This window comes from Salinimonas sediminis (assembly GCF_003429285.1).
Classification (GTDB): domain Bacteria; phylum Pseudomonadota; class Gammaproteobacteria; order Enterobacterales; family Alteromonadaceae; genus Alteromonas; species Alteromonas indica.
Window position 1 is genome coordinate 1,712,264 of record NZ_CP031769.1, and the last position, 20,662, is coordinate 1,732,925.

A 20,662-nucleotide genomic window follows, 5' to 3' on the forward strand; every position below is an offset into this window, starting at 1 on the left:
GCTTAAACAATAGGATCAAAATGCCATTGATGATTATCATAATGAATTCGGCTGCGGTCGTATTCGCGCTCTGAGCGCCAGTTTCGGTTATTCAGCTTCACTGATACCCCGCTGTACAGCCGCTTATTGGCTACCAAACCAATGGCCTCCTGGTACTGCTGTTTTTGTACCCGCATTTCCATTGCCTTCAATTCGAGCCAGTTGAGCAGGGCACTTTCGCCTTTGTACATTTCCACCGCTTCATCAACTTTATTTCTTAGCTCAGCAGGAAGCAGTTTTGCTTTGATCAGCTCAAGTTTTTCTTTATGCCGCTCATTGTTATCACGCAATTGGCGTAACAGCTCATCAAGCATATCTTTTCGTTCCAGCAATTTACTAAAACCGGGACTAAAGTCCACTTTTAGGGTGCTACCAGATACCGCACCCAAAGTGCCCGCAGTTATCCGGCCCTGGCTAATAATTTCGCAGGCAAACAAATTGCCTTGTGGGTTGTCTATTCGCCCCACCGTAACTGAGCCAGCACATTGAATACGGCTATAGGCTAACTGCCGACCCACAGTAACATTGCCAGCGCAATGGACATCGATGCCCTGGCCATGTTGTACATGAATACTGCCTGCGGCGTTGAGCTTGCACGAATACTCGCCGGTGCGTTCGTCCATTTTACCCATGGCCCCTTCGGTAATAATAATATCACCACCGGCCTCAATAGCTGCCGACTCAACAAAACCATTGATGGTGACATCACCAGACGCTTTGATTTCCATTTTCTCAGTAACATCGCCGTTAACCAGCACCGCGCCGTCGTAATTTACGTGGCCGCTGCCCACATTCACGCCGGTACAGATGAAGGTATCGTCAATGTTCATTATCTGGTCGCGGTATTTAGGCATACCCGATAATGCAGCCACTAAAAGATTAGCATCATCGTGGCTGACGGCGGTGCCTTTGCCCATAGAAAACTCCAGCCATTGGCCAGGCTTGGCGTTTAAAATATTCCCCCGCACATCATAGCCATGACGGCCATTTGATGGTTCGACACGTTGCAAAACGGGGGTATGGGTTTTCACACATATGACTTCGCCCAGGTTACGCATATCAACGCGGTCGTTGTCATCGATCTGGGGCTTTAACACGCGCTCAAGCGCATTTGGCACCAATGGTATAAAGCGGCTATTACGGCCGTCTTTGGGCGGCATGCCTCGGGCAATTTCACCTTCAATAATGGTGCCTGGGGCAGCACTGGATAGCGACACTAACAAAGCATCCAGGCGTTTATGGCTCAAACCTCGGCAAATCCCCGCGTTGGCGGCCATATTGTAGAGTATTTGCGCTGTAGGCAGACGTCCACCGTAGGGGGCAGTGAGGATCGCAGTAGCAGATAATCCATCGCTGCTGATTTTAAATTCCACTTCGGTATTACGGCGTTCGCCGATGCGCTCTTGAACTAACGTGCGGTCGTTGGTTTTAAAATAGTGGTTAGCTTTATCACAGGCGCTTTTAAGCGAATTTTGAGAGATATAAAGACTTTTGTACTGGCCCTCGTTTAGCTCCTTCCATAAGCTTTTTGAATCCAGCTCGCGCTCGAAGGCGCTGGGATCCAGCACCATATCAAGATAGTTTTTGGTATCATCAAGATTGACAGAAACGCCTATCATTACTACTTCCAGTCAGACAAATCCATAGCAGCGGCAACATGCCGCCGTACTCCATATTAGCACTTACTCTATAGTGTTTTTATTTTATCCGTCAAAGGTTTTCGGCGTACTGATACAGGGCGCGCAAAATGGCTTGTTTATTAGCATCGATATCCGGTTGCTGTGCCAGCTGCTCGATCTGCTCCAGATACGGCGCCAGAGTTATGCTGGCCGCTGAATCGGGTTCAGTCAGGCGGGCCTGTCGATGGGCGTGCCAGCGCTGCATTTCAGATTCAGACAAGGTATGCGGATAATTACGCGCGCGATAACGAAATAACATACTGCGTAACTTTTGATTCTGCGTTTGTTCAGTCAGCAGTGACAGCTGTTCGGGATCCGTAATTTGCACCTGTTCGCACCAGCGCCGTTCTTCATCAGTTAAAAAACCCCCACTGTATAGTGCGTGGTCAATGTCGTCCTGATGTTCAGGTTGTGGCTGCAAATAGACTTGAGTCAGTTTTTGCGCTAAATCACTGGCGCCCGCCAGCAGTTTGAAATTATCCAGACAGGCTTCACGGGGTAACCCCAGGCGCTCAGCATTTTCTTCGGTCATGGCTTTGGCGGTTGTCACAAACGGTGAGCGGTTAATGTGAATTAACTTAATGGCCGGGCGTGACAGCTCACCTAATTCGGCGCGCCGCATGTATAGCCGTTGGTGGATTTCCTCGGCTGATAGCTCCAACAGCGCCGCCACAGGCTGCGCCAAATCTACTGCTATAATCGCGTTGGCATTTGTTGGATGTTGGGCCACGGGCATTACCCAAGTGGCACAGCCCTGGCTGGCGGGTAATTTGGAGGATATATGCAACACCACCGACGGGCGGGAAAAATCAAACTGCTTAAGCACCTGTTGTTTGGCGCGCAGCGAAAACGCATACTCAAATAACCTGGGCTGTTTATCTTTAATTAAGCGGGCCAGGGCTATCGTGGCATGCACATCAGACAGCGCGTCGTGGGCTTTGCCATGGTCCAGGTTGTTGGCCGCTGTCAGGTGTTCCAGTTTAAAGCTGGGCGAGCCGTCGTCACGCAGCGGCCACTCAATGCCTTCTGGCCGCAAGGCATAACAGGCTCGCGCAAGGTCTATAATATCCCACCGGCTGTTACCATTTCGCCACTCGCGGGCATAAGGGTCGATAAAATTCCGGTAAAATAAGTGGCGGCTTACTTCATCGTCAAAACGAATACTGTTATAACCGGCCACGCATGTATTCGGCTGGCTCATGTGTTCAGCAATTTTGCGCGCGAAGTCAGCTTCCGTCATACCATCACGCAGGGTTTGCTGCGGGGTTATGCCCGTTACCAGGCATGCACCAGGCTGGGGTAAGTAGTCATTGGCAATCTGGCTGGTAATATTGACGGGTTTACCGATAATGTTTAAATCCATATCGGTGCGAATAGCGGCAAACTGGCAAGGCAAATCTTTTTGCGGACTGGTGCCAAAGGTTTCATAATCGTGCCACAAAATGCTTGGCGCTGTCGTCATAAGATGTCTTGTTACCCGTTAAGTGAATATCGCCTTGCAGTGTACACCGACTCTATAAAAAGGTAAAAACCTGCGCATGGCATACAACGTGCTAACCTGACATGGTTTTACTGCTGTGCCAGTGTTGGCCTTGGCACCTCATATTGATAAGGACAAATAATGAAAAAAACGCTGATGGGTTTAATGCTGGCTACGCTAATCGTATGTCAACCAGTGGTGGCCGCCGAGGTGGCAATTGTTATCCACGGGGGCGCCGGCACTATTTTGAAAAAGGAGATGAGCGCCGAGCAGGAGCAGGCTTATACCGCGAAACTCAAAGAAGCAGCTAATACCGGCTATGCGTTATTGAAAGCAGGCAAGCCGGGTGAATACGCAGTGGTGGCCGCCATCCAGGTATTGGAAGCTTCGCCGTTATTTAATGCTGGGGTAGGGGCGGTGTATACCTATGACGAGACCCATGAATTAGACGCATCTATCATGCATGGCGGTGCGTTAGCGGCAGGGGCGGTAGCCGGGGTTAAAACCATCAAAAGTCCGATTGCAGCGGCCCTGACGGTAATGCAAAAATCTGCCCATGTGATGTTAGCCGGATCTGGCGCCGAAGCCTTCGCGCAAGAGCAGGGCCTGGCAATGGTGCACAATAGTTATTTTGATACCCACCGACGGCTGGAGGCGCTACAGGACGCCAAAGCTCGAATGGCCCGGGCGGGGCGCGCCGATGGCGGCCAGCAAGGCAATGAAAAAATGGGCACCGTAGGTGCCGTAGTACTGGATGCTCAAGGTAATATTGTAGCGGGTACGTCAACCGGCGGGATGACCGCAAAACGTTATGGCCGGATTGGTGATTCGCCGGTAATCGGCGCGGGTACCTATGCCGATAATCACAGTTGTGGGGTATCGGGTACCGGCCATGGTGAATTTTTTATTCGCTATAATGTGGCGGCCGATATCTGTGCTCGGGTCAAGTACCAGGGGGTTAGCATCAACCGCGCCGCTCAAACGGTCATCGACGAGCTAAAAGAGGCGGGAGGAACCGGTGGCGTGATTGCCATGGACAAACGAGGCAATATTACTATGCCGTTCAATACGCCGGGAATGTACCGGGCCAGTATCAATACTGATGGCGACCTGGCGATAGGCATTTATCGCGACATGCAAAAGGCTGACGAGCGCCCGGCTAACTAAAAAGAATTATAAAAAGTCCTCGCGGTTTCAGCCTTCTGGGGCTAGTCTTGAAGTAACACTGATAACAGGTTGTAGCAGTGTTAAACAAAAAGAACATTAGCCCAAAATAAGAGTGTTGTGGGCAGGCAGTAATGCGCCGACCCAACAACTCGGGAGGCACTATGGAATCGTTGCAGGTATGTGACTACATGAACCAGCATCCAGTGCGGCTACTGGCCGATATGCCCGTCGCCGAAGCGGTGGAATGCTTGCTAAACAGCGGGCAGTCTGGTGGTGCAGTTATAAACGAAAGAGGCCGTTTAGTCGGTTTTTTGTCTGAACAGGATTGCATCGCACAAATGATTGAGTCCTGTTATTACCGCGAACAGGTTTGTCGGGTGAAGGATATTATGCAAGCACCCGCTTTAAGCGTAAAACCCTATATGTCGGTTATCGAATTAGCCCAGCGTCTTATTCACGAAAAACCGCGGGTATATCCGGTAGTCGATGATGATGGTATTTTAGTTGGCAGTATTAACCGCGCCGCCGTACTGCGCGCAATAGACAAGCAATTACGATCGGGATATCAGGTGGCAAGTTAATGCACTTACCACCTGAATGGCCCTGACTTAGCTTATCTCCGGCCGGGGCTTAGTGTTCCGCCAGCAACTGTTCAATGACGGCATTGAGCCTGACGCCGCTAATCAACTTAAAATTCTGATTAGCGGACGGCAGCACGTTGTGACCATCCTGTACAACCAGCAGGCCAGCAGGGTAGTGTTTGCCCAGTGGCGCACTGGTCGCGGCCAATCCGTCCGTTTCTGAAACCCCATCAATTCCTTTAGTCAGATCTGCGGTAACCGCAAACGTGCCCAGCAAGGTGTACGGGGCGCGACTTTGGTATATCGCATAACGATGGTTCCCCTGGCTTGAAACAATCAGATAGCGCTGGCCGGACCCGGCATGGTCGAACAACGCCATACCTTCAATATCGGCTTGAACCTGCTGGTTAACCTGCGCAATTAATGATGGCTTGGCCGGCCCGTTTAAATTACGGCGCCACACACCGGCCTGTTCTTCACCGTAAAACAGAATTTCACGTTCATCATCTATGACACACCCTTCAGGTTGCGAAGGCAGCGAAAAACTTTCAAGATGAATTCCGTTTAAGCTACTACCCGACACATCCAGGGCAAAGCGCTCGAACCTGCCGTCAGTGCTATTTACTATGATTTGTGCCTGGGCACCCGGGCGGCCAGCACACAGCCCGTACACATCGCTAAGGGAAGTGGCTATGCGTCCTGCGGCGCTAACTCTGCCCTGTGGAGTGATTGTAAAAAGCTGGATACTGTTATCTGAACGGTTGCTGGCAGCGGCTATGTCGACCTGTTTACCGGCTACATTTACGTTATAAATAATATCGACATTGTTGACCCGACCTACCGGTAAATGCTGCAGACGCTGGCCCGAAAGCGAAAAAACATCTAAACCCTGTTTTTTATCAGTGCCTAAAATCCGGCTTTGCGCCGGGTTGAGCGGGTTTATCCAGATGGCGGGATCATCAGCCGCATCACCTACGCGGGCTACCGGCGCAGTTTCGGCATCCGCGGTAATGAGGATGTCTGGCAATGGTGGTACAACCGCTGGCGAGGCTGGCATAGATGTCTGCGATAGTTCTGAGGGCAGGGCGATTTGTTTGATGGTAGCCGAAGCGTCATCGTACAAATTGACATACAACCTATTGCCATGCTGATACGTTGACAGGCCTTCGACCTGGATACCCGGTGGCAATGTAAACTCCCTTGCTTGCTGGCTATTAACATACCATAACCGGTTGCTCGTGGTATCGGCAGTGATAAAAGCGCCTGGCTGGACCGCGACAGACTCAATACTGGCGCCGGGTTCATGCCAGACTAACGTACGCTTTTCCTCTGCTTCGGCCAGCGCGCTCAGTTGCCAGATACCGGCATTTTCATCTGCCAGGTATAAGGTATGTTGGGAATCGTCCACGGCACAGGCTTTGATGCCAGGTCCGGTACTAAACTGGCGAACCTGGACAGGTGTCTGCAATGCGGGGGCCATAAGCGCAATATGCTTCATTTGCCCGCCCGCCTCGGCGACGAACATATCCAGCTGTTCGCCATGTTGATACAAACATAAGGCTTCCTGATCAGCGGCACTGGCCGGCCAGCTAGTTAACTGTTGTAGTTGGTGGGTATCAGGGTTAAACAGAAAGGTGTCTATGCTACTGGTGTTCAGGGCGAGCGCGGCAATGACAATACCGTCTTTGGTAGCGCGCCAGTCGCCCATCTGGTAGCGTTGCGGATGCGTTGCCAAAAGCCCTCCCTCGTCGGTTTTGATGGTCATTCCCACGGTTTCACTTAATTCCAGTGCAAACCGATAAGTCGGTGTATTGATAAGACTAAGTTGATTAGCCTTTATGGCGAGCGTGTCGACTGCCAGCGGGGCCATTGCTGTCGACGTGGGCAATCCGGCAACCCCGGCGTTAACGACGCCAAAGCTTGCGAACAGACCAGCCACTAAAGCCAGCCAGAATTGACAGGTAATACGTTGTAATAGGTTCATCATGCTGCTTTTTATAGAGTTAATGAAAATAAGATGGGTTCCGCACCCGGGCCTCAGGGCCCGGGGTTGGGACGCGCGTCTAGTAGATACCCCCGGCTCCGGCCACTTAGTGACCTGGCGCGGTTGTTATAATTGCCAGGTCAGGCCCAACTGAAACGTGCGGCCGTACTCTTCATATTGTGCATTAACGTTAGGCTGGTCGAAATAATGGTAAAATGGCTCATCGGTAATATTGATGATATTGAAATAGACTAACGTTGCCGGTGTGACAAAGTACTTGCCCATAAAGTCCAACTGGGTATGGTCATCCTCTATGCGTAACATATCGCCATCAATTTCCTCCAGATTATCGCTTTTATATGAGGCGGTAAGGCGCACCGAGAGTGCCGTATTCTCGTAACCAAGGGTCAGGTTGCCGATACGGTCAGACTGATTGGGCAGGCGGGTATCATATTGTTCGCCATCGACAAAGGTGGTGGCATCAGAATCGGTAAAGGTGGTGTTAGCCGATATTAAAAAACCATTATCAAAGGCTTTAACCCAGGCCAGCTCAAGCCCTCTAAGCGAAGCTGTCTCGCCGTTGATAGCCTGTGTGACTTCCTCAAATCCTGCCCACTGCGCAGTCGCTGCGACGTCGGCATACACCACAAAATTATCGATTTTCTTATAGAATAGCCCGGCTGACATTACTCCGATATCACCTGGATAGTACTCTATGGATAGATCCAGGTTATCTGCTTCATAGGGCTGTAAGTCCGGATTACCTACCTCTGCTTCACGTTCGGTGACCACCACACCCTCGTCCTGTGCGGTTTTGCTTTCGATTATCTGAAAGGCCGCAACATCTTCAAAACGGGGGCGGGAGATAGTTTGGGTGTATGCCGCCCGAAGCAGTAATTGCTCGTTAACATCGTAGCGTGCATTAATACTGGGCAGCAGATGGTCGTAACGGCGTTCGGCTGTCCAGGGGGAGTTAATCACCTCTTGTACATCATTCTGCTCGTCATCCACCAGTTCAACCCGATTGCCTGCGGTACTAAAATCGGTGTCTTCATAGCGCAAACCGGCTACCAGATGCAGTTTCTCAATATCTGCGGTAAGCATGAAATAAGCCGCGCTGATATCTTCTTTGTTCACATAGGTAGCCCCGTTTGACTCCAGCGCCGAGTCAAGCGCCGCCAAGCTCAAATCAGCGCGGTTTTGGTTAAAAAAGTCACGCATCCGCTCGCGGTTCAAGCCCGGGCCAAAATTACCTAATCCGTAATCTGGCTCCGTGATGGCTAAGTCTGGTGGCGATAAGGCATCAAAGCCGCCATCGTAAATAAACATCTGGCTATCCCGGCGCTTTTCCCGACTCCGGTATTTTCCACCCAGTTTTATTTGGCCGGGATAGTTGCCTAACGTGATATCGCGGCTCAGATCGAATTTAAAGGACGTATCGGTATCTTTTGCATAGTTGTCTTCAAAGCTGATTTCATCGGTTTCGTACTGGCTTATGTCAGTCGCATCTGCATCAAAGGACACTATGGGTATTGGATGGTCCAGCTCGCCATCAACCGATGAATTCTCGCTGTTGAATACATAATAAAGGGCGTCGGGTTCATCTTCAGTGGCGGAGGCATAGCCAATTTGATAGCTCACCAGCCACTGCTGTAGCTGGTGCTCGGCGCCGGCGGCTATGGTTGCAATTGACTGGCTCTCATAACGATCTTTACTCTGCCGTTCTATCTGGGAGTCTTCACCTTCCAAAGTGTAAATGACGGCCTGACGGTATTCGTCATCAGAAAACTTGCTGTAAAGCGTACGCAAATAGTACTGGTTGTTGAAATCAGGACGCCAATCTATATTAATTGCAGCGCCAAGACGTTCACGCGTAATGGTGTAATGACGTTGTTCTACCTCATCGGCCCCATTACTTTCGATATTGTCAGAACCAAAATCACGGTCAAAATAGGATAACGCCGCGGCGATCCCCAGGGTCTGGCTAAATTGGTGGGTTAAGCTACCTGCTAACTTGGGGTTGTAGGCCTCACGCAGGGTATTGTAGCCACCCTGAACGGTAGCACTGGCGGTGGTTTTTTGTTGGCGATCAAATGCAGACACACTCTTTACAGTGACCGCACCGCCAATAGCATCCGCATCCATATCCGGCGTAATCGACTTTGCGACCTCCAGCGACTGAATCAGTTCTGAAGGGATCACATCCAGCGCTACCGAGCGCACTCCCGCTTCCGGCGAAGGAATATTTAAGCCATTAATAGTGACATTGTTTAAATTTGGATCGATACCCCGAATACCCACAAAGCGGCCTTCGCCCTGGTCGCGCTCGATAGATAAGCCTGGCAAACGCTGCAGTGATTCTGCGGCATTTTGATCGGGAAACTGGCCTATGGCATCGGCCGAAACTATTGAGGAGATCCTATCCGAAACCCGCTGCTGATTAATGGCCGAAGCCTGACCACTGCGCTGGCCGCGAACCACGATATCAGCCATAGCGGTAGCCACAGGGTTAAGCATCACTGTGGGTCTTACGATACCGGTACTATCGATAGCAATTTTTTGCGTAACCGGCGCGGCGCCCAGATAACTGACATGCAGCGTATAACTTCCGGCCGGCACGTTGGTAAACCTGAACGAGCCATCGCGTTGGCTTTCGGTAGACAAATTCAGCTCTACCAGGGTAATACGGGCTCCAGCATACACGCGGTTATGCTCGGCATTGGTAAGTTGTCCTATTATACCTGCCGCACCTGCCGCACCTGCCGCCGCTGCGGCCTCGGCATGGACCAATGGGCAAAGCGATAACCCCAGTGCCATTAGGCATGCCCGGGTCAGTGTATTGAATGACGTTTTCATAGTTGTCCTGTTAAGTGGCGATGGTGTGGTTTTTTATTGCAGACGGGGGGCTTTTCACGTTGCTTGCCAACCAAGCAAGCTGAACATAGTGCTCGCTGCCAGCTCCCTTTCCAACGCCCCCGGGCTGCAGTGTTCTACTTACGCCACCCTAAAAACAGTATGTGACATCGCGATGACGCGGAAATTACAGCTAGTATCTAAGCTGTTGATATTAAAGTGTTTAATAAATGGTGGCTAACCGGGTGAGCTTAATTGACCCCTTAGTATGTTATTGATATTTATGCGGTAATTGACCAACCGAATGCGTTAACCACGAGGGTTATCACGTGGTTGTCATATTGATGAGCCACAATGACCCTCCACGCGGGCGTCGGCCCGGTGTATAACCCTGTTTTAACCCTTTGTGTGGCAGTACTGTAATGAATTTGACCGGACTTAACCTGCATACCGGATGGCTTATTGGCACCAGCTCATTGATTGCTGTGGCAGTTAATATGGCGGCGTATGCCGGACAGGCTAAAACAGCCCGGGCTATATCCTGGCTGGATGTCTGTGGGGAAGGCAGCATTGTGATGCTTACATTACTGTGGCTGGTAGCGATTCTGGCGAGCCGTCCGGCGGGGCATGTCACGCATTTACTAAGTGCAGGCCTTAATTGTTTTTTATTCACCGCTTTGCTGGACCTGTTGGATGAGTTTTTTACTTATCCCCATGCGCCCTGGATTAGTATGATGGAGTCTCTGCCCGGCGCCGTGGGAATGGTTATTATGTCGGTGGCGCTACTAGGGTGGCATCGCGAGCAGTTAGCGCTCAACCGTCAGTTGCAGGGAGTAGAATGGTTTTACCGTAGTCATGAAAAAATTGACCCGATAACCCAGCTATACCGAGGCGACTACTGGCGAGCCCGGGTGCATGAATGTCAGCGGCAACAATGGGCTGCCGGCGTGCTATTACTAGACTTAAACAACTTCAGACAGATTAATCATCGTTACGGCCAGGCCGAGGGGGACCGTTTCCTAAAAGAAATCGGGCGGTTAATCCGCATGCATTTACGCCCTCACGACCTGGCCTGTCGCTACGCCGGGGATCGTTTTGCCGTATTGCTGCCGCAAATGAGTGAGATTGATTTGGTGAACCTGTGCAGCCAACTTGAAGCATCAGTTCAGCAAGTCGCATTCAAAACGGGCCAGCAAACTACCGCTATTTTTCATTCAGCCCGCACTGCAAGGGCATTACTTACCCCTGAGCAGTCGTTGGACGCCTTGTTATGTAGCCTTAATGCGCAGCTAGATGGTAATGCGCACCAAGCGGCGGGGTAAAGTGCTGTGACCACACGGACGTTGGTATTGGTTTCAGATAAGCAATTACGGCTAAAGCCCTTATTACAAGCGCTGTATCAAACGGCCCAGCATACCGGCTTGAATACCGCAGCACTGTTGCGGGGCACAGGTTTGTTTGAAGAGGTATTTAGCCAGCCACTGTGCATAAGCCCCAGCCAGTTAGTCCGTTTACTCAATAATTTTCAGCGTTTACAGCGTACCCCTGATAGCGCATTTTTAGTCGGCGATCGGTTGGCCACGCTGTTACAACAAGATGTGGCTACGCCGTTGCTATACAGTCCCACTCTTAAGCACTGGCTGCGGGCCGCCCCCCTGGTATTAGGCGATTTCTATACATTGTTTTATGTACGACGTTACATTCACCAGCATGACCAGTATTTAGTTGTCACCAGCGCCCTGGGCACGTTTGCCGGCTGGCCTTTATTACACCAAATCTTATTGAGTGCGTTCAGTCAACTACTTAAGCAGTGGGGCCACCAGCGTGTGTCACTGCGCTACGAGTTCTGTCGGCCCACGCCTACTAATATTGCGGATTACCAGGTTATGCTGGGTACCCGACTGTACTTCGCCAGACCTCTTGATGCGATAGTGGTAAAGCAAACTATTACTCATTTAAGACCTCACTCACCGCAATTGGACGGTAAGCATATTGATGCAACAATGCCCCCTGCGGCGGTAAGAACACCTTACCGGCCTCTTGTAAGCCTGTGTCGCTTAGTACACGGCCGCGCGGCCAGGCGTGTAACCTTGCCCGTGGTGCTACGCCAACTGGCCTTAAACCACAGTGACCTTAACCTGGCTGAAGCTGCCCGCTGCTTAGCGTTGAGCCCTGCTACACTGAAACGCAGGCTGGCCGATTTCAATACCAGTTTTTCGGCGATATGCGCTGACGCGAGCCGGGAACAAGCGGTCTTTTTACTTAGCTATGAAGGCTTAACCAATGAACAAAGCGCGTTAAAAATGGCCGTATCTGACCTGACTAATTTTCGCCGGGCTGTCAAACGCTGGACCGGTCTTACCCCAAGCCAGTTACGTCAACGGTAGCCATTGCACTGCTATGCTGGTCTGTCGCGGTACAGGCTTTAACGATTTTCACTGGAAATGTCGGGCTGTTTTCCCTAGGATCGTCGCACTTTGACCGTTTAAGGACCCCCCATTGAATTCTGGCGATATTGCAGCTCCATTGCGCGAACTCAAACAACAGCTTTCCTTTACTATGAGCGCCGATCGATTCCGGCTGGGCAGACGTTTGCAAAACGCCCAGCAAAAAGCGGTATCAGACGACGTATTGGAAAAGTTGAGCCAGGATATCGAGCGCTCAGTGAGCCGGCGCGCACTTCGCGCAGCGAACCTGCCCCAGGTCAGTTACCCACCATTGCCGGTACGCGATAAGAAAGATGATATAAAACAGGCTATTGCAAATAACCAGGTGGTGATTGTAGCAGGCGAAACCGGCTCTGGAAAAACCACCCAGCTACCCAAAATATGTCTGGAGTTAGGGCGCGGGGTCACCGGCATGATAGCGCACACCCAACCGCGGCGTTTAGCCGCGCGAAGTGTGGCAAACCGGATTGCCGAAGAGCTCAATACGCCGTTAGGCGATAAGGTCGGCTTCAAAATTCGGTTTTCGGACAACGTGAGCGACAGCAGCTATGTAAAGCTGATGACCGACGGCATGTTGCTGGCAGAAATGCAGCAAGACCGTTATTTGAATCAGTACGATACGATTATTATTGATGAAGCCCACGAACGTAGCCTGAACATCGACTTTTTACTGGGTTACTTACGGCAGTTACTGCAAAAGCGGCCCGATTTAAAACTGATAATTACCTCGGCAACTATCGACCCCAGCGTTTCTCTAACCATTTTAATAATGCGCCGGTTATCGAAGTCAGCGGGCGCACCTATCCTGTGGAAGTACGCTACCGCCCGCCTCAGGATATGGGGGACGATGTTGATCAGACCGAGGCGATTGTTGCCGCGGTAGATGAACTGAGCCAGGAAGCTCCTGGTGATATTCTGGTGTTCCTGAGTGGGGAACGGGAAATTCGCGATACGCAGGAAGCCCTGGACAAACAGCACTATCGGCATACTGAAGTGGTGCCCCTATACGCCCGGTTATCTGCCACCGAACAAAACCGAATTTTCCAGCCCCATAGCGGTCGACGAATTGTATTGGCGACCAATGTCGCTGAAACCTCGTTAACGGTGCCAGGCATAAAGTATGTGATAGACCCGGGCACTGCCCGTATTTCACGCTACAGCGTGCGCTCAAAGGTGCAACGCTTGCCCATTGAAGCCATATCGCAGGCGTCAGCGAATCAGCGGGCAGGGCGCTGCGGCCGGGTAAGTGAGGGGATCTGTATTCGCTTATACAGTGAAGAGGACTATCTGGGCCGCCCGGAGTTTACTGACCCGGAAATTCTGCGCACAAACCTGGCTTCAGTCATTTTACAGATGCTGGCGCTGGGGTTAGGCGAAATCAGCCGCTTTCCTTTTGTTCAGCCCCCCGACAACCGTAATATCAATGATGGCTTCAGACTACTTGAAGAGATTCAGGCGGTAACCCGCAACCAGGGTAAAATGCAGTTGACGCAAACCGGCCGTCAGATTGCGCGGCTTCCCATTGATCCCCGATACGCCAGAATGGTACTGGAAGCGAACCGAACCAATGCCTTGCGCGAGGTTATGATTATTGCCGCCGGGCTGTCCATTCAGGATCCTCGTGAGCGGCCCGCCGATAAGCGCCAGCAGGCAGATGAAGCACATCGTGAATATGCCGACAAAGATTCTGACTTTATTAGCCTGCTTAATACCTGGAACGGGTTTCGGGAGCAACAGAATGCCCTGACCCAAAATCAGTTGCGAAAGTGGTGCAAAAGCCATTTCTTAAATTATCTGCGGATGCGCGAATGGCAGGATATTGTGAGCCAGTTGAAAAAATCACTGGCCGAGCTGAAGCTGGGTTTAAGTAATCAGCAAGCTGACTATCAGGCGGTGCATCAAGCCATTTGTGCCGGTTTATTATCGCATTTAGGCACTAAAGACAAAGATCGCGAATACCTGGGTGCCCGAAATGCCCGCTTTATGATTTTTCCTGGCTCAGGCCTGGCTAAAAGCCAGCCTAAGTGGGTAATGTCGGCAGAGCTGGTAGAAACCTCCAAATTGTTCGCGCGGGTTAATGCTAAGCTTGATCCTACCTGGGTAGAGCCGCTGGCCAAGCATCTTACGCAAGCCAGTTATTCAGAACCACACTGGTCAAAAAAACGCGGGGCGGTTATTGCGTTTGAGAAAGTCACCTTGTTCGGCTTGCCAATAGTCGCTAAACGCGCGGTAGTATATAGCCTGATTGACCCAGCTATATGTCACGAGTTGTTCATTACAGAGACACTGGTAAACGGCGATACCCGGCTTAATTATCCTTTTTTGCAGGATAATCAGGCTTTGCTGGCGCAGGCGGACGAGTTGGAGCAAAAAACCCGGCGCCGCGACTTGGTGGTGGAAGAGCAAACGCTGGTGGAATTCTATGCTGCTCGTATACCACAGGAGGTCAACAATGAAGCCGCCTTCAAGAAATGGTATAGACACAAGCAGGCCGAGATATGCCTAACGTTTACCGAAGCTGATGTCTACCGACAGCAGCCTGATGCGGTGGAAAATGGTTATCCTGACGTCTGGAAACAAGGCAATCTGACGTTACCGCTAACCTATCATTTTGAGCCTAACGCGCCGGATGATGGCGTTACGGTAAATATCCCCCTACCGGTGTTAAACCAAATAGATGATGTGGGTTTTGACTGGCAGGTCCCTGGGCTGCGTCACGAGCTTATTGTGGCATTAATCAAAAGCCTGCCTAAGCGTTTACGGCGCAATTTTGTCCCTGCACCTAATTTTGCGCAAGCCTGTCTGGCTGATATTCAGCCCCAGGATAAAAAAGGTTACCCGGTGCGGTTAATTGATGCGCTTAGCGATAAGTTACGAAAAATGACCGGTGTGACGGTAACGGAAGAAGAGTGGAACCTTGCTCAGCTTGATACCCACCTGATAATGCACTTTGCGGTGGTCAACGATAAACGTGAGGTGATTGCCTCGGGTGACGATTTGCATCAGGTAAAACAACAGTGCCAGGGAAAGGTACAACAAACATTTGCCCAGGCGGCCACGCCAGAACTTGAACGCAAGGGGCTCACCGAGTGGGACTTTTCACAGTTGCCGGCTACCTTTGTGCAAAAAGTTGGCGGGTTTGAAGTACAGGCTTTTCCGGCCCTGGTGAAAACCGGCAACAAGGTCGATATCGTGTTGGTGGATGAAGCCGACAAAGCGGCAACTCTGCATCGTCAGGGGGTAAACCTGTTAATTAAAAATGCCATACCGTCACCATTGGGCCACCTGGAAACTCGCTTACCGAACAAAGCTAAGCTGGGCTTGTATTTCAATCCGTTTGGGCAGGTTAAAGCGTTAATCGATGATTGTATCTTTGCTGGCATTGATGCCCTGCGCGAGGAGTTCGAACAGCAAAGCGAGCAAGCCGTACGCAGCGAGCAAGCATTTAAAGAGTGTGTCGATTATGTGCGCGCCAATATTAATGAGCGGGTTTTACATATTGCCAGCCAGGTAGAAACCGGCTTAACCCTGGCCCATCAATGTCAAAAACAAATGAAAGGCAATGTACCGCTGACCATGGTAGGGGCGCTGGGGGATATAAAGAGCCACCTTGCCACCCTGGTGTACCCTGGGTTTGTAAGTGATTTGGGCGCTGCCCGGTTACCTGACTGGAACCGTTATATCAAAGCACTGGCCCGGCGATTAGACAAGTTGCCTATCGATCCGACCCGCGATCGACAAGCTCAGATGAGTATTGAAAAGGTCACTGACGAATATGCGAAAGTAGCCAGTCGTTATCCGCCAGAAAAGCAGCCGCCTGCTCTGGGAGAGGCAAGATGGATGATTGAAGAATTCAGAGTGTCTTTATTTGCCCAACAGCTGGGCACGGCATATCCGATATCAGCTAAGCGAATACAAAATTTTCTGGCAGACTTTTAAGCTTATCACAGGCTTACCTCGTACAAAGCTTCAAACGCTGGTATGGAGCGGGTTGGCAAATAGGTAAGCCAGGTGCGATCCCGGTTGACAAGCTCAGGTTCACCCCCTATAACGAACATAACAGCATGCGGTTTTTTAGTATTTACCGGCGAAGAAGTCAGGAGATGTAAAATGTTGGGATACGACGACAAACGTAACTTTTTCAGGATGATGGTGAACTCACCGTGTCAGGTGCAAATTAACGATGAAGAGTCCAGCCGGACTTTACAAGCCGTTTGCAAAGACATTAGTGCTACTGGCATGTCACTGGAGGTCGATGAACCTTCGGTTGAGCTGGGTACGCAGGTGAAAGTGTCGATTGACTCGACCAGTTCACAAATTCCCTCACTTTCTGCTATTGCAACGATAGTACGCTGCGTGCAGGAATCAGAAAATAGCTGCATCATTGGTGTGGAAATCTCTGAGATGAAATAAGCTGCAGTTTTTGCAGCTTATTTGTATAGGCCCGGCTATGTACCGGGTTTTTGCGGAGGTTAATCCGCTACCTGGCACACCAGCCCTTTAAGATAGTAACCTTCCGGGTAGGTTGTTTTCACCGGATGATCGGGCGCCTGCGATAACCTTTCGATGATTTTCACCGTACGGCCAGCATCCAGCGCTGCATCAGCAACTATTTTCTGAAACAAGTCGGCGGGCATTAATCCTGAACAACTGAAAGTCAGCAATAAGCCACCTGGTTTAACGGCATGAATACCATACATGTTGATGTCTTTATAGCCGCGGGCAGCGCGGGTCAGGGAGGCTTTGCTATCGACGAATTTGGGTGGGTCAAGTATAACCATGTCAAACTGGGTCTGTTGTTCATGATATCGGCGTAATACCTCAAACACATCTCCTTGAACCATGCTGGCTTTTGCCGGATCCAGGCCATTTAAGGTTAAATGTTGCTCGGCTAGCGTCAGGGCCGGGGCTGAAACATCCACATTCGTTACGTGGGTGGCTCCGCCGGCTAAGGCATAACAGGCGAAGGTGCCGGTATAACTGAAACAGTTAAGCACCGACTTGCCCTGCGCATAGTAGCCGGCCCTGGCCCGGCTATCACGTTGGTCAAGATAAAAGCCTGTTTTGTGGCCGTTTTCTATATCAACATTAATACGCAGGTTATTCTCCAGTATCTCCACCTGCGTAGGTGGCGCGCCTACAACCGGACCGGTAAGTGGCTCAAGCCCTTCTTTTTTTCGTACATCAACGTCTGAACGCTCGTATATAGCAATCTCGGGAAATAGTTTCCCTAAGGCCCACACCAGTTTGCTGCGCTGTCTATCCGCGCCCGCGGATAGCAATTGCAATACCGCCACCTGGGCATAAATATCAATGGTAATCCCTGGTAAGCCATCCGATTCGGCGGCAATAAGCCGATAACCGGTCGTGCTGGAAAAGTTGATAACACTTTTACGCAGGGCGTAGGCCTGCTCCAGTCGACGCATGAAAAAGCCATTGTCTACAGGCTCGTCTTTGACAAAGGTCCAGATGCGCACACGAATTTGTGATTCAGGGGAATACGCCCCTCGGCCCAGCCATTCTCCCTCGCTGCTCATCACCTCTACTGTATCACCGCTGCGGCAACGGCCGGTAATAGTGTCAATCGCGCTGGCAAATACCCAGGGATGATGACGTTTTAGCGATTTTTCTCGCTGTGGTTGTAGAACAATAGTGGCAGACATAATCACAACAACTGAAGCTTTATTTGGGGGCGAAGTATAGCCAGATTCATCTTAATTCACCACCGCAACGTACCCCATCAGAACGGTAAGTAACATGTCTGAGGCGTATCTATGCAATTTATTAATTTCAACGAAGGTGAAGGCCCGCAAGGCCTTTTTCTGGACAATACTGCTGCACCCCAGCTCAAACCCGGTAAGGTCATTATTCAGGTACATGCTTTTGGGATAAACCGCGCCGACACTTTGCAGCGCCAGGGAAAATATCCGCCACCGCCGGGCGAAAGTCCTATTTTGGGTTTAGAAGCGGCCGGCGAAGTGGTTGCGGTGGCTGATGATGTAACGCAGTGGCGTGTAGGCGACAAGGTATTTGGTCTGATGCCGGGTGGCGGTTACGCCCAACAAGCCAGCGTGGATGCCGGGCACCTGATGCCCTTACCATCCGGAGTGTCAATGGAACAAGCAGCCGGCCTGGCCGAAGTATTTTTAACTGCCTATCAGGCGCTGTTTGCTTTATGTCAGGTACACCGCGGCGAACGTGCCCTCATTCATGCGGGCGCTAGTGGGGTGGGGCTGGCCGCACTGCAATTATGCCGACTCACAGGGGTGTCTACCGCGGTAACGGCTTCTTCTGCAACCAAGCTTGCGCATTGCGAACAGTTGGGCGCCAGTGTACTTATTAACTATCAGGAACAGGATTTTGCGGAAGTCTTAAAACAAGCGTGGCCCGAGGGCGCCAATGCTATTGTCGACTTTGTCGGCGGTGACTATCTCAACCGCAACCTGAACGTGCTAGCCACTGATGGCACCATTATTTATCTGGCCATGCTGGCCGGACGTTATGCAGATAAGCTCGACATGGGACTGATGCTGGCAAAGCGGGCGCGGGTGCAGGGGTCAACCTTGCGTTCGCGAAGCGATACCTACAAAAGTGAATTGATAAACCGCTTCACCACCGACTTTTTAGGCGAATTTGCGAATAAAAATTTACACGTCAACATTGATACCGTGCTGGGCGTAGAGCAAATTAGCCAGGCCCATCAACGCCTTGAAGATAACGATACGCGGGGTAAAATTGTGGTCAAATGGTAGCAAAACAGTAAACCCAGCTACTACAGATAATCACCTGTAAGCGTTGCTGCACTGCGGTTTGCGCCACCGGCGGCAAGCCATGGTTATTCAGCTAAAGCTGCTTCAAGGCTACCGATAGCAGGGCGAGGGGCTAAACAAAACGGGTCCTTCGCCAACTAGCTTTATTCAGCTGCATAAAAACGAAAAAATAAAATTAATAGCGGCGATAGCCACCACATTGAGACAAACGGTCGGGTAATTCGTGGTTTGTAGCGTTACTCTTTAGCTATCAAATTCGTTAACAACTATTTTCCCTTAACTCTATGCCAGTCCATCCTACATCCGCGTATACCGCTATGACGATGGGGCCGATTACCGACCCGCGGTTATTGCAGGTGGTTAACTATCTTAACTGCCATCTTGATAAAAAACCCGATACCGCACGCATCGCCAAGCTATGTGGCCTGTCAAAAGCCAGCTTACACCGCCAGTTTAGCTACCAGTTCGGTATTGGTTTACAAACCTTAATGCGAATCATCCGACTGCGCCGCGCCGCCTGGCAACTGGCCTTTAGGCCTGGCCAGTCGATTACTGAGATTGCGTTACAAGCACAGTTTGACAGTACCGAAGGGTTTGCCAGAGCATTTAAACGGTATTGTCGGCAGACACCTTTGGATTTTCGTAAAACCCCGTCGTTTGAGGTATGGCAGCATATGCAGCCGCTTATTGAGCAGATGCGTACGGCCCCTAACGCCCAGCCCAGGGCAGGCCATAGGGCACCCCTCAAATCGAGCGAGCCCCATGGGGTAGAACACTTTTCTTCAATAGCAATCGCGTTATCGGTTCATCGGGGGGCGGGTCTCTCATTAATGCAGCATGTTGCGCAGTTTATCGCCTGGCGGCGCACGGCAGGACAGGTACCGCCGAAAAGCCGGACCTTTACCGTGTTTTACGAGGACCCGTATCGTGTTGCCAGCCCCCGTACAGGACTAGCAGCCTCTGTGGATAGTCCGGTAGCAGATAACAGGTATGGGGTGGAATACAGCACTTTACCCGCAATGTACGTGGCTAAACAGCCAGTAACAGGCGACGAACGAAAAGTGAGCCAAGCGATGCAGGCGTTGATGTTAACCTATCATAGCCAACTGGCGTTGGAGTTTCATCCGCCCTTTGTGGAACGTTTAGCATGGTACCCTGATGTGCCAGCTCAATCGGCTAAGCATATTATTTATTTACCACTGGTAAACCCTTCATCAGTCAGCGAAGGTGCTTCGGCCGCGTTGCGTGCCAGGGTGTCACATCGTTCATTTTCCGGATGGCCAGAATGACCTTTTACCCAATGCCATTTAACCTGATGTTTAGCGACGGCGGTATCCAGCTGACGCCATAAATCGGCATTTTTTACTGGCTGCTTGCTGGCAGTACGCCAACCATTTTTTCGCCAGTTATGAATCCATTGATTAATACCGTTTTTCACATACTGGCTATCGGTGGTGATATCGATTGTACAGGGTTCGCTAAGGCTATCCAACGCTGCCACGGCTGCGAGCAGTTCCATTCGGTTATTGGTGGTTTCAAAATAGCCCTGGCTAATTTCTTTCCGGTGGTTTTTATAAATTAATACCGCGCCGTAACCCCCTGGCCCGGGATTACCTAAACATGAACCATCGGTATAGATTTCAATTGATTTTGTGGCCACCT

Annotated in this window: 13 protein-coding genes and 1 pseudogene; 8 read left to right on the plus strand and 6 right to left on the minus strand. The window is 50.9% G+C overall.

The window, feature by feature from the left end; translation table 11 throughout:
• Positions 1–2: 2 nt before the first annotated feature.
• Both D0Y50_RS07725 and sbcB read right to left on the minus strand, forming a co-directional pair.
• Entirely contained in the window at positions 3–1,658 is a 1,656-nt protein-coding gene (locus D0Y50_RS07725; protein ID WP_108566184.1) for a DUF342 domain-containing protein, read from the minus strand.
• Positions 1,659–1,749: 91 nt separating this feature from the next.
• Positions 1,750–3,180: an exodeoxyribonuclease I gene (sbcB, locus tag D0Y50_RS07730; RefSeq protein WP_117316285.1), complete on the minus strand. Its 1,431-nt coding sequence runs from the start codon at positions 3,178–3,180 to the stop codon at positions 1,750–1,752.
• 159 nt (positions 3,181–3,339) lie between these two features.
• Here sbcB and D0Y50_RS07735 point away from each other — a divergent pair, with 159 nt between their 5' ends.
• The gene (locus D0Y50_RS07735) at positions 3,340–4,365 is read left to right on the plus strand and encodes an isoaspartyl peptidase/L-asparaginase family protein (RefSeq protein WP_117316287.1); all 1,026 of its coding nucleotides are present in this window, start codon (positions 3,340–3,342) and stop codon (positions 4,363–4,365) included.
• A 161-nt stretch (positions 4,366–4,526) separates the two neighbouring features.
• A complete protein-coding gene (locus D0Y50_RS07740) occupies positions 4,527–4,946 on the plus strand; it encodes a CBS domain-containing protein (RefSeq protein WP_108566181.1) in 420 nt (139 codons plus the stop codon).
• A gap of 49 nt (positions 4,947–4,995) precedes the next feature.
• Here D0Y50_RS07740 and D0Y50_RS07745 read toward each other — a convergent pair whose 3' ends face one another.
• Positions 4,996–6,933 (minus strand): phytase, encoded by a 1,938-nt coding sequence (locus D0Y50_RS07745; protein ID WP_117316289.1) that lies wholly within the window; start codon positions 6,931–6,933, stop codon positions 4,996–4,998.
• A gap of 123 nt (positions 6,934–7,056) precedes the next feature.
• Positions 7,057–9,786 (minus strand): TonB-dependent receptor, encoded by a 2,730-nt coding sequence (locus D0Y50_RS07750; protein WP_117316291.1) that lies wholly within the window; start codon positions 9,784–9,786, stop codon positions 7,057–7,059.
• 419 nt (positions 9,787–10,205) lie between these two features.
• Here D0Y50_RS07750 and D0Y50_RS07755 point away from each other — a divergent pair, with 419 nt between their 5' ends.
• The 4 genes and pseudogenes from D0Y50_RS07755 (at position 10,206) to D0Y50_RS07770 (ending at position 16,643) form a co-directional block, all read left to right on the plus strand.
• Entirely contained in the window at positions 10,206–11,105 is a 900-nt protein-coding gene (locus tag D0Y50_RS07755; protein ID WP_117316293.1) for a GGDEF domain-containing protein, read from the plus strand.
• Between the two features lie 6 nt (positions 11,106–11,111).
• Complete coding sequence (locus tag D0Y50_RS07760; RefSeq protein ID WP_117316295.1) at positions 11,112–12,170, plus strand: helix-turn-helix domain-containing protein; 1,059 nt, start codon at positions 11,112–11,114, stop codon at positions 12,168–12,170.
• Positions 12,171–12,342: 172 nt separating this feature from the next.
• Positions 12,343–16,169 (plus strand): annotated as a pseudogene (gene hrpA / locus D0Y50_RS07765) (ATP-dependent RNA helicase HrpA).
• 171 nt (positions 16,170–16,340) lie between these two features.
• Positions 16,341–16,643: a PilZ domain-containing protein gene (locus tag D0Y50_RS07770; protein ID WP_108566176.1), complete on the plus strand. Its 303-nt coding sequence runs from the start codon at positions 16,341–16,343 to the stop codon at positions 16,641–16,643.
• Positions 16,644–16,702: 59 nt separating this feature from the next.
• Here D0Y50_RS07770 and D0Y50_RS07775 read toward each other — a convergent pair whose 3' ends face one another.
• On the minus strand, positions 16,703–17,893 hold the full coding sequence (locus tag D0Y50_RS07775; protein ID WP_117318674.1) for a class I SAM-dependent rRNA methyltransferase: 1,191 nt from the start codon (positions 17,891–17,893) through the stop codon (positions 16,703–16,705).
• Positions 17,894–18,004: 111 nt separating this feature from the next.
• Here D0Y50_RS07775 and D0Y50_RS07780 point away from each other — a divergent pair, with 111 nt between their 5' ends.
• Complete coding sequence (locus D0Y50_RS07780) at positions 18,005–18,982, plus strand: NAD(P)H-quinone oxidoreductase (RefSeq protein ID WP_117316298.1); 978 nt, start codon at positions 18,005–18,007, stop codon at positions 18,980–18,982.
• A gap of 335 nt (positions 18,983–19,317) precedes the next feature.
• Positions 19,318–20,289 carry an AraC family transcriptional regulator gene (locus D0Y50_RS07785; RefSeq protein WP_170145467.1) on the plus strand — a complete coding sequence of 324 codons (972 nt, stop codon included), beginning with the start codon at positions 19,318–19,320 and terminating at the stop codon, positions 20,287–20,289.
• Here the strand turns inward: D0Y50_RS07785 and rnhA are convergent.
• The gene (rnhA, locus tag D0Y50_RS07790; protein WP_117316302.1) at positions 20,190–20,660 is read right to left on the minus strand and encodes a ribonuclease HI; all 471 of its coding nucleotides are present in this window, start codon (positions 20,658–20,660) and stop codon (positions 20,190–20,192) included. The genes D0Y50_RS07785 and rnhA overlap by 100 nt on opposite strands.
• Positions 20,661–20,662: the final 2 nt, after the last annotated feature.

Bases quoted from the DNA above. Each gene is read 5' to 3' on its own strand.
- D0Y50_RS07750 (WP_117316291.1), bottom strand. From the start codon at position 9,786: ATGAAAACGTCATTCAATACACTGACCCGGGCATGCCTAATGGCACTG.
- D0Y50_RS07770 (WP_108566176.1), top strand. From the start codon at position 16,341: ATGTTGGGATACGACGACAAACGTAACTTTTTCAGGATGATGGTGAAC.
- D0Y50_RS07755 (WP_117316293.1), top strand. From the start codon at position 10,206: ATGAATTTGACCGGACTTAACCTGCATACCGGATGGCTTATTGGCACC.
- D0Y50_RS07785 (WP_170145467.1), top strand. From the start codon at position 19,318: ATGACGATGGGGCCGATTACCGACCCGCGGTTATTGCAGGTGGTTAAC.
- D0Y50_RS07725 (WP_108566184.1), bottom strand. From the start codon at position 1,658: ATGATAGGCGTTTCTGTCAATCTTGATGATACCAAAAACTATCTTGAT.
- D0Y50_RS07775 (WP_117318674.1), bottom strand. From the start codon at position 17,893: ATGTCTGCCACTATTGTTCTACAACCACAGCGAGAAAAATCGCTAAAA.
- D0Y50_RS07735 (WP_117316287.1), top strand. From the start codon at position 3,340: ATGAAAAAAACGCTGATGGGTTTAATGCTGGCTACGCTAATCGTATGT.
- D0Y50_RS07780 (WP_117316298.1), top strand. From the start codon at position 18,005: ATGCAATTTATTAATTTCAACGAAGGTGAAGGCCCGCAAGGCCTTTTT.
- sbcB (WP_117316285.1), bottom strand. From the start codon at position 3,180: ATGACGACAGCGCCAAGCATTTTGTGGCACGATTATGAAACCTTTGGC.
- D0Y50_RS07740 (WP_108566181.1), top strand. From the start codon at position 4,527: ATGGAATCGTTGCAGGTATGTGACTACATGAACCAGCATCCAGTGCGG.
- D0Y50_RS07745 (WP_117316289.1), bottom strand. From the start codon at position 6,933: ATGATGAACCTATTACAACGTATTACCTGTCAATTCTGGCTGGCTTTA.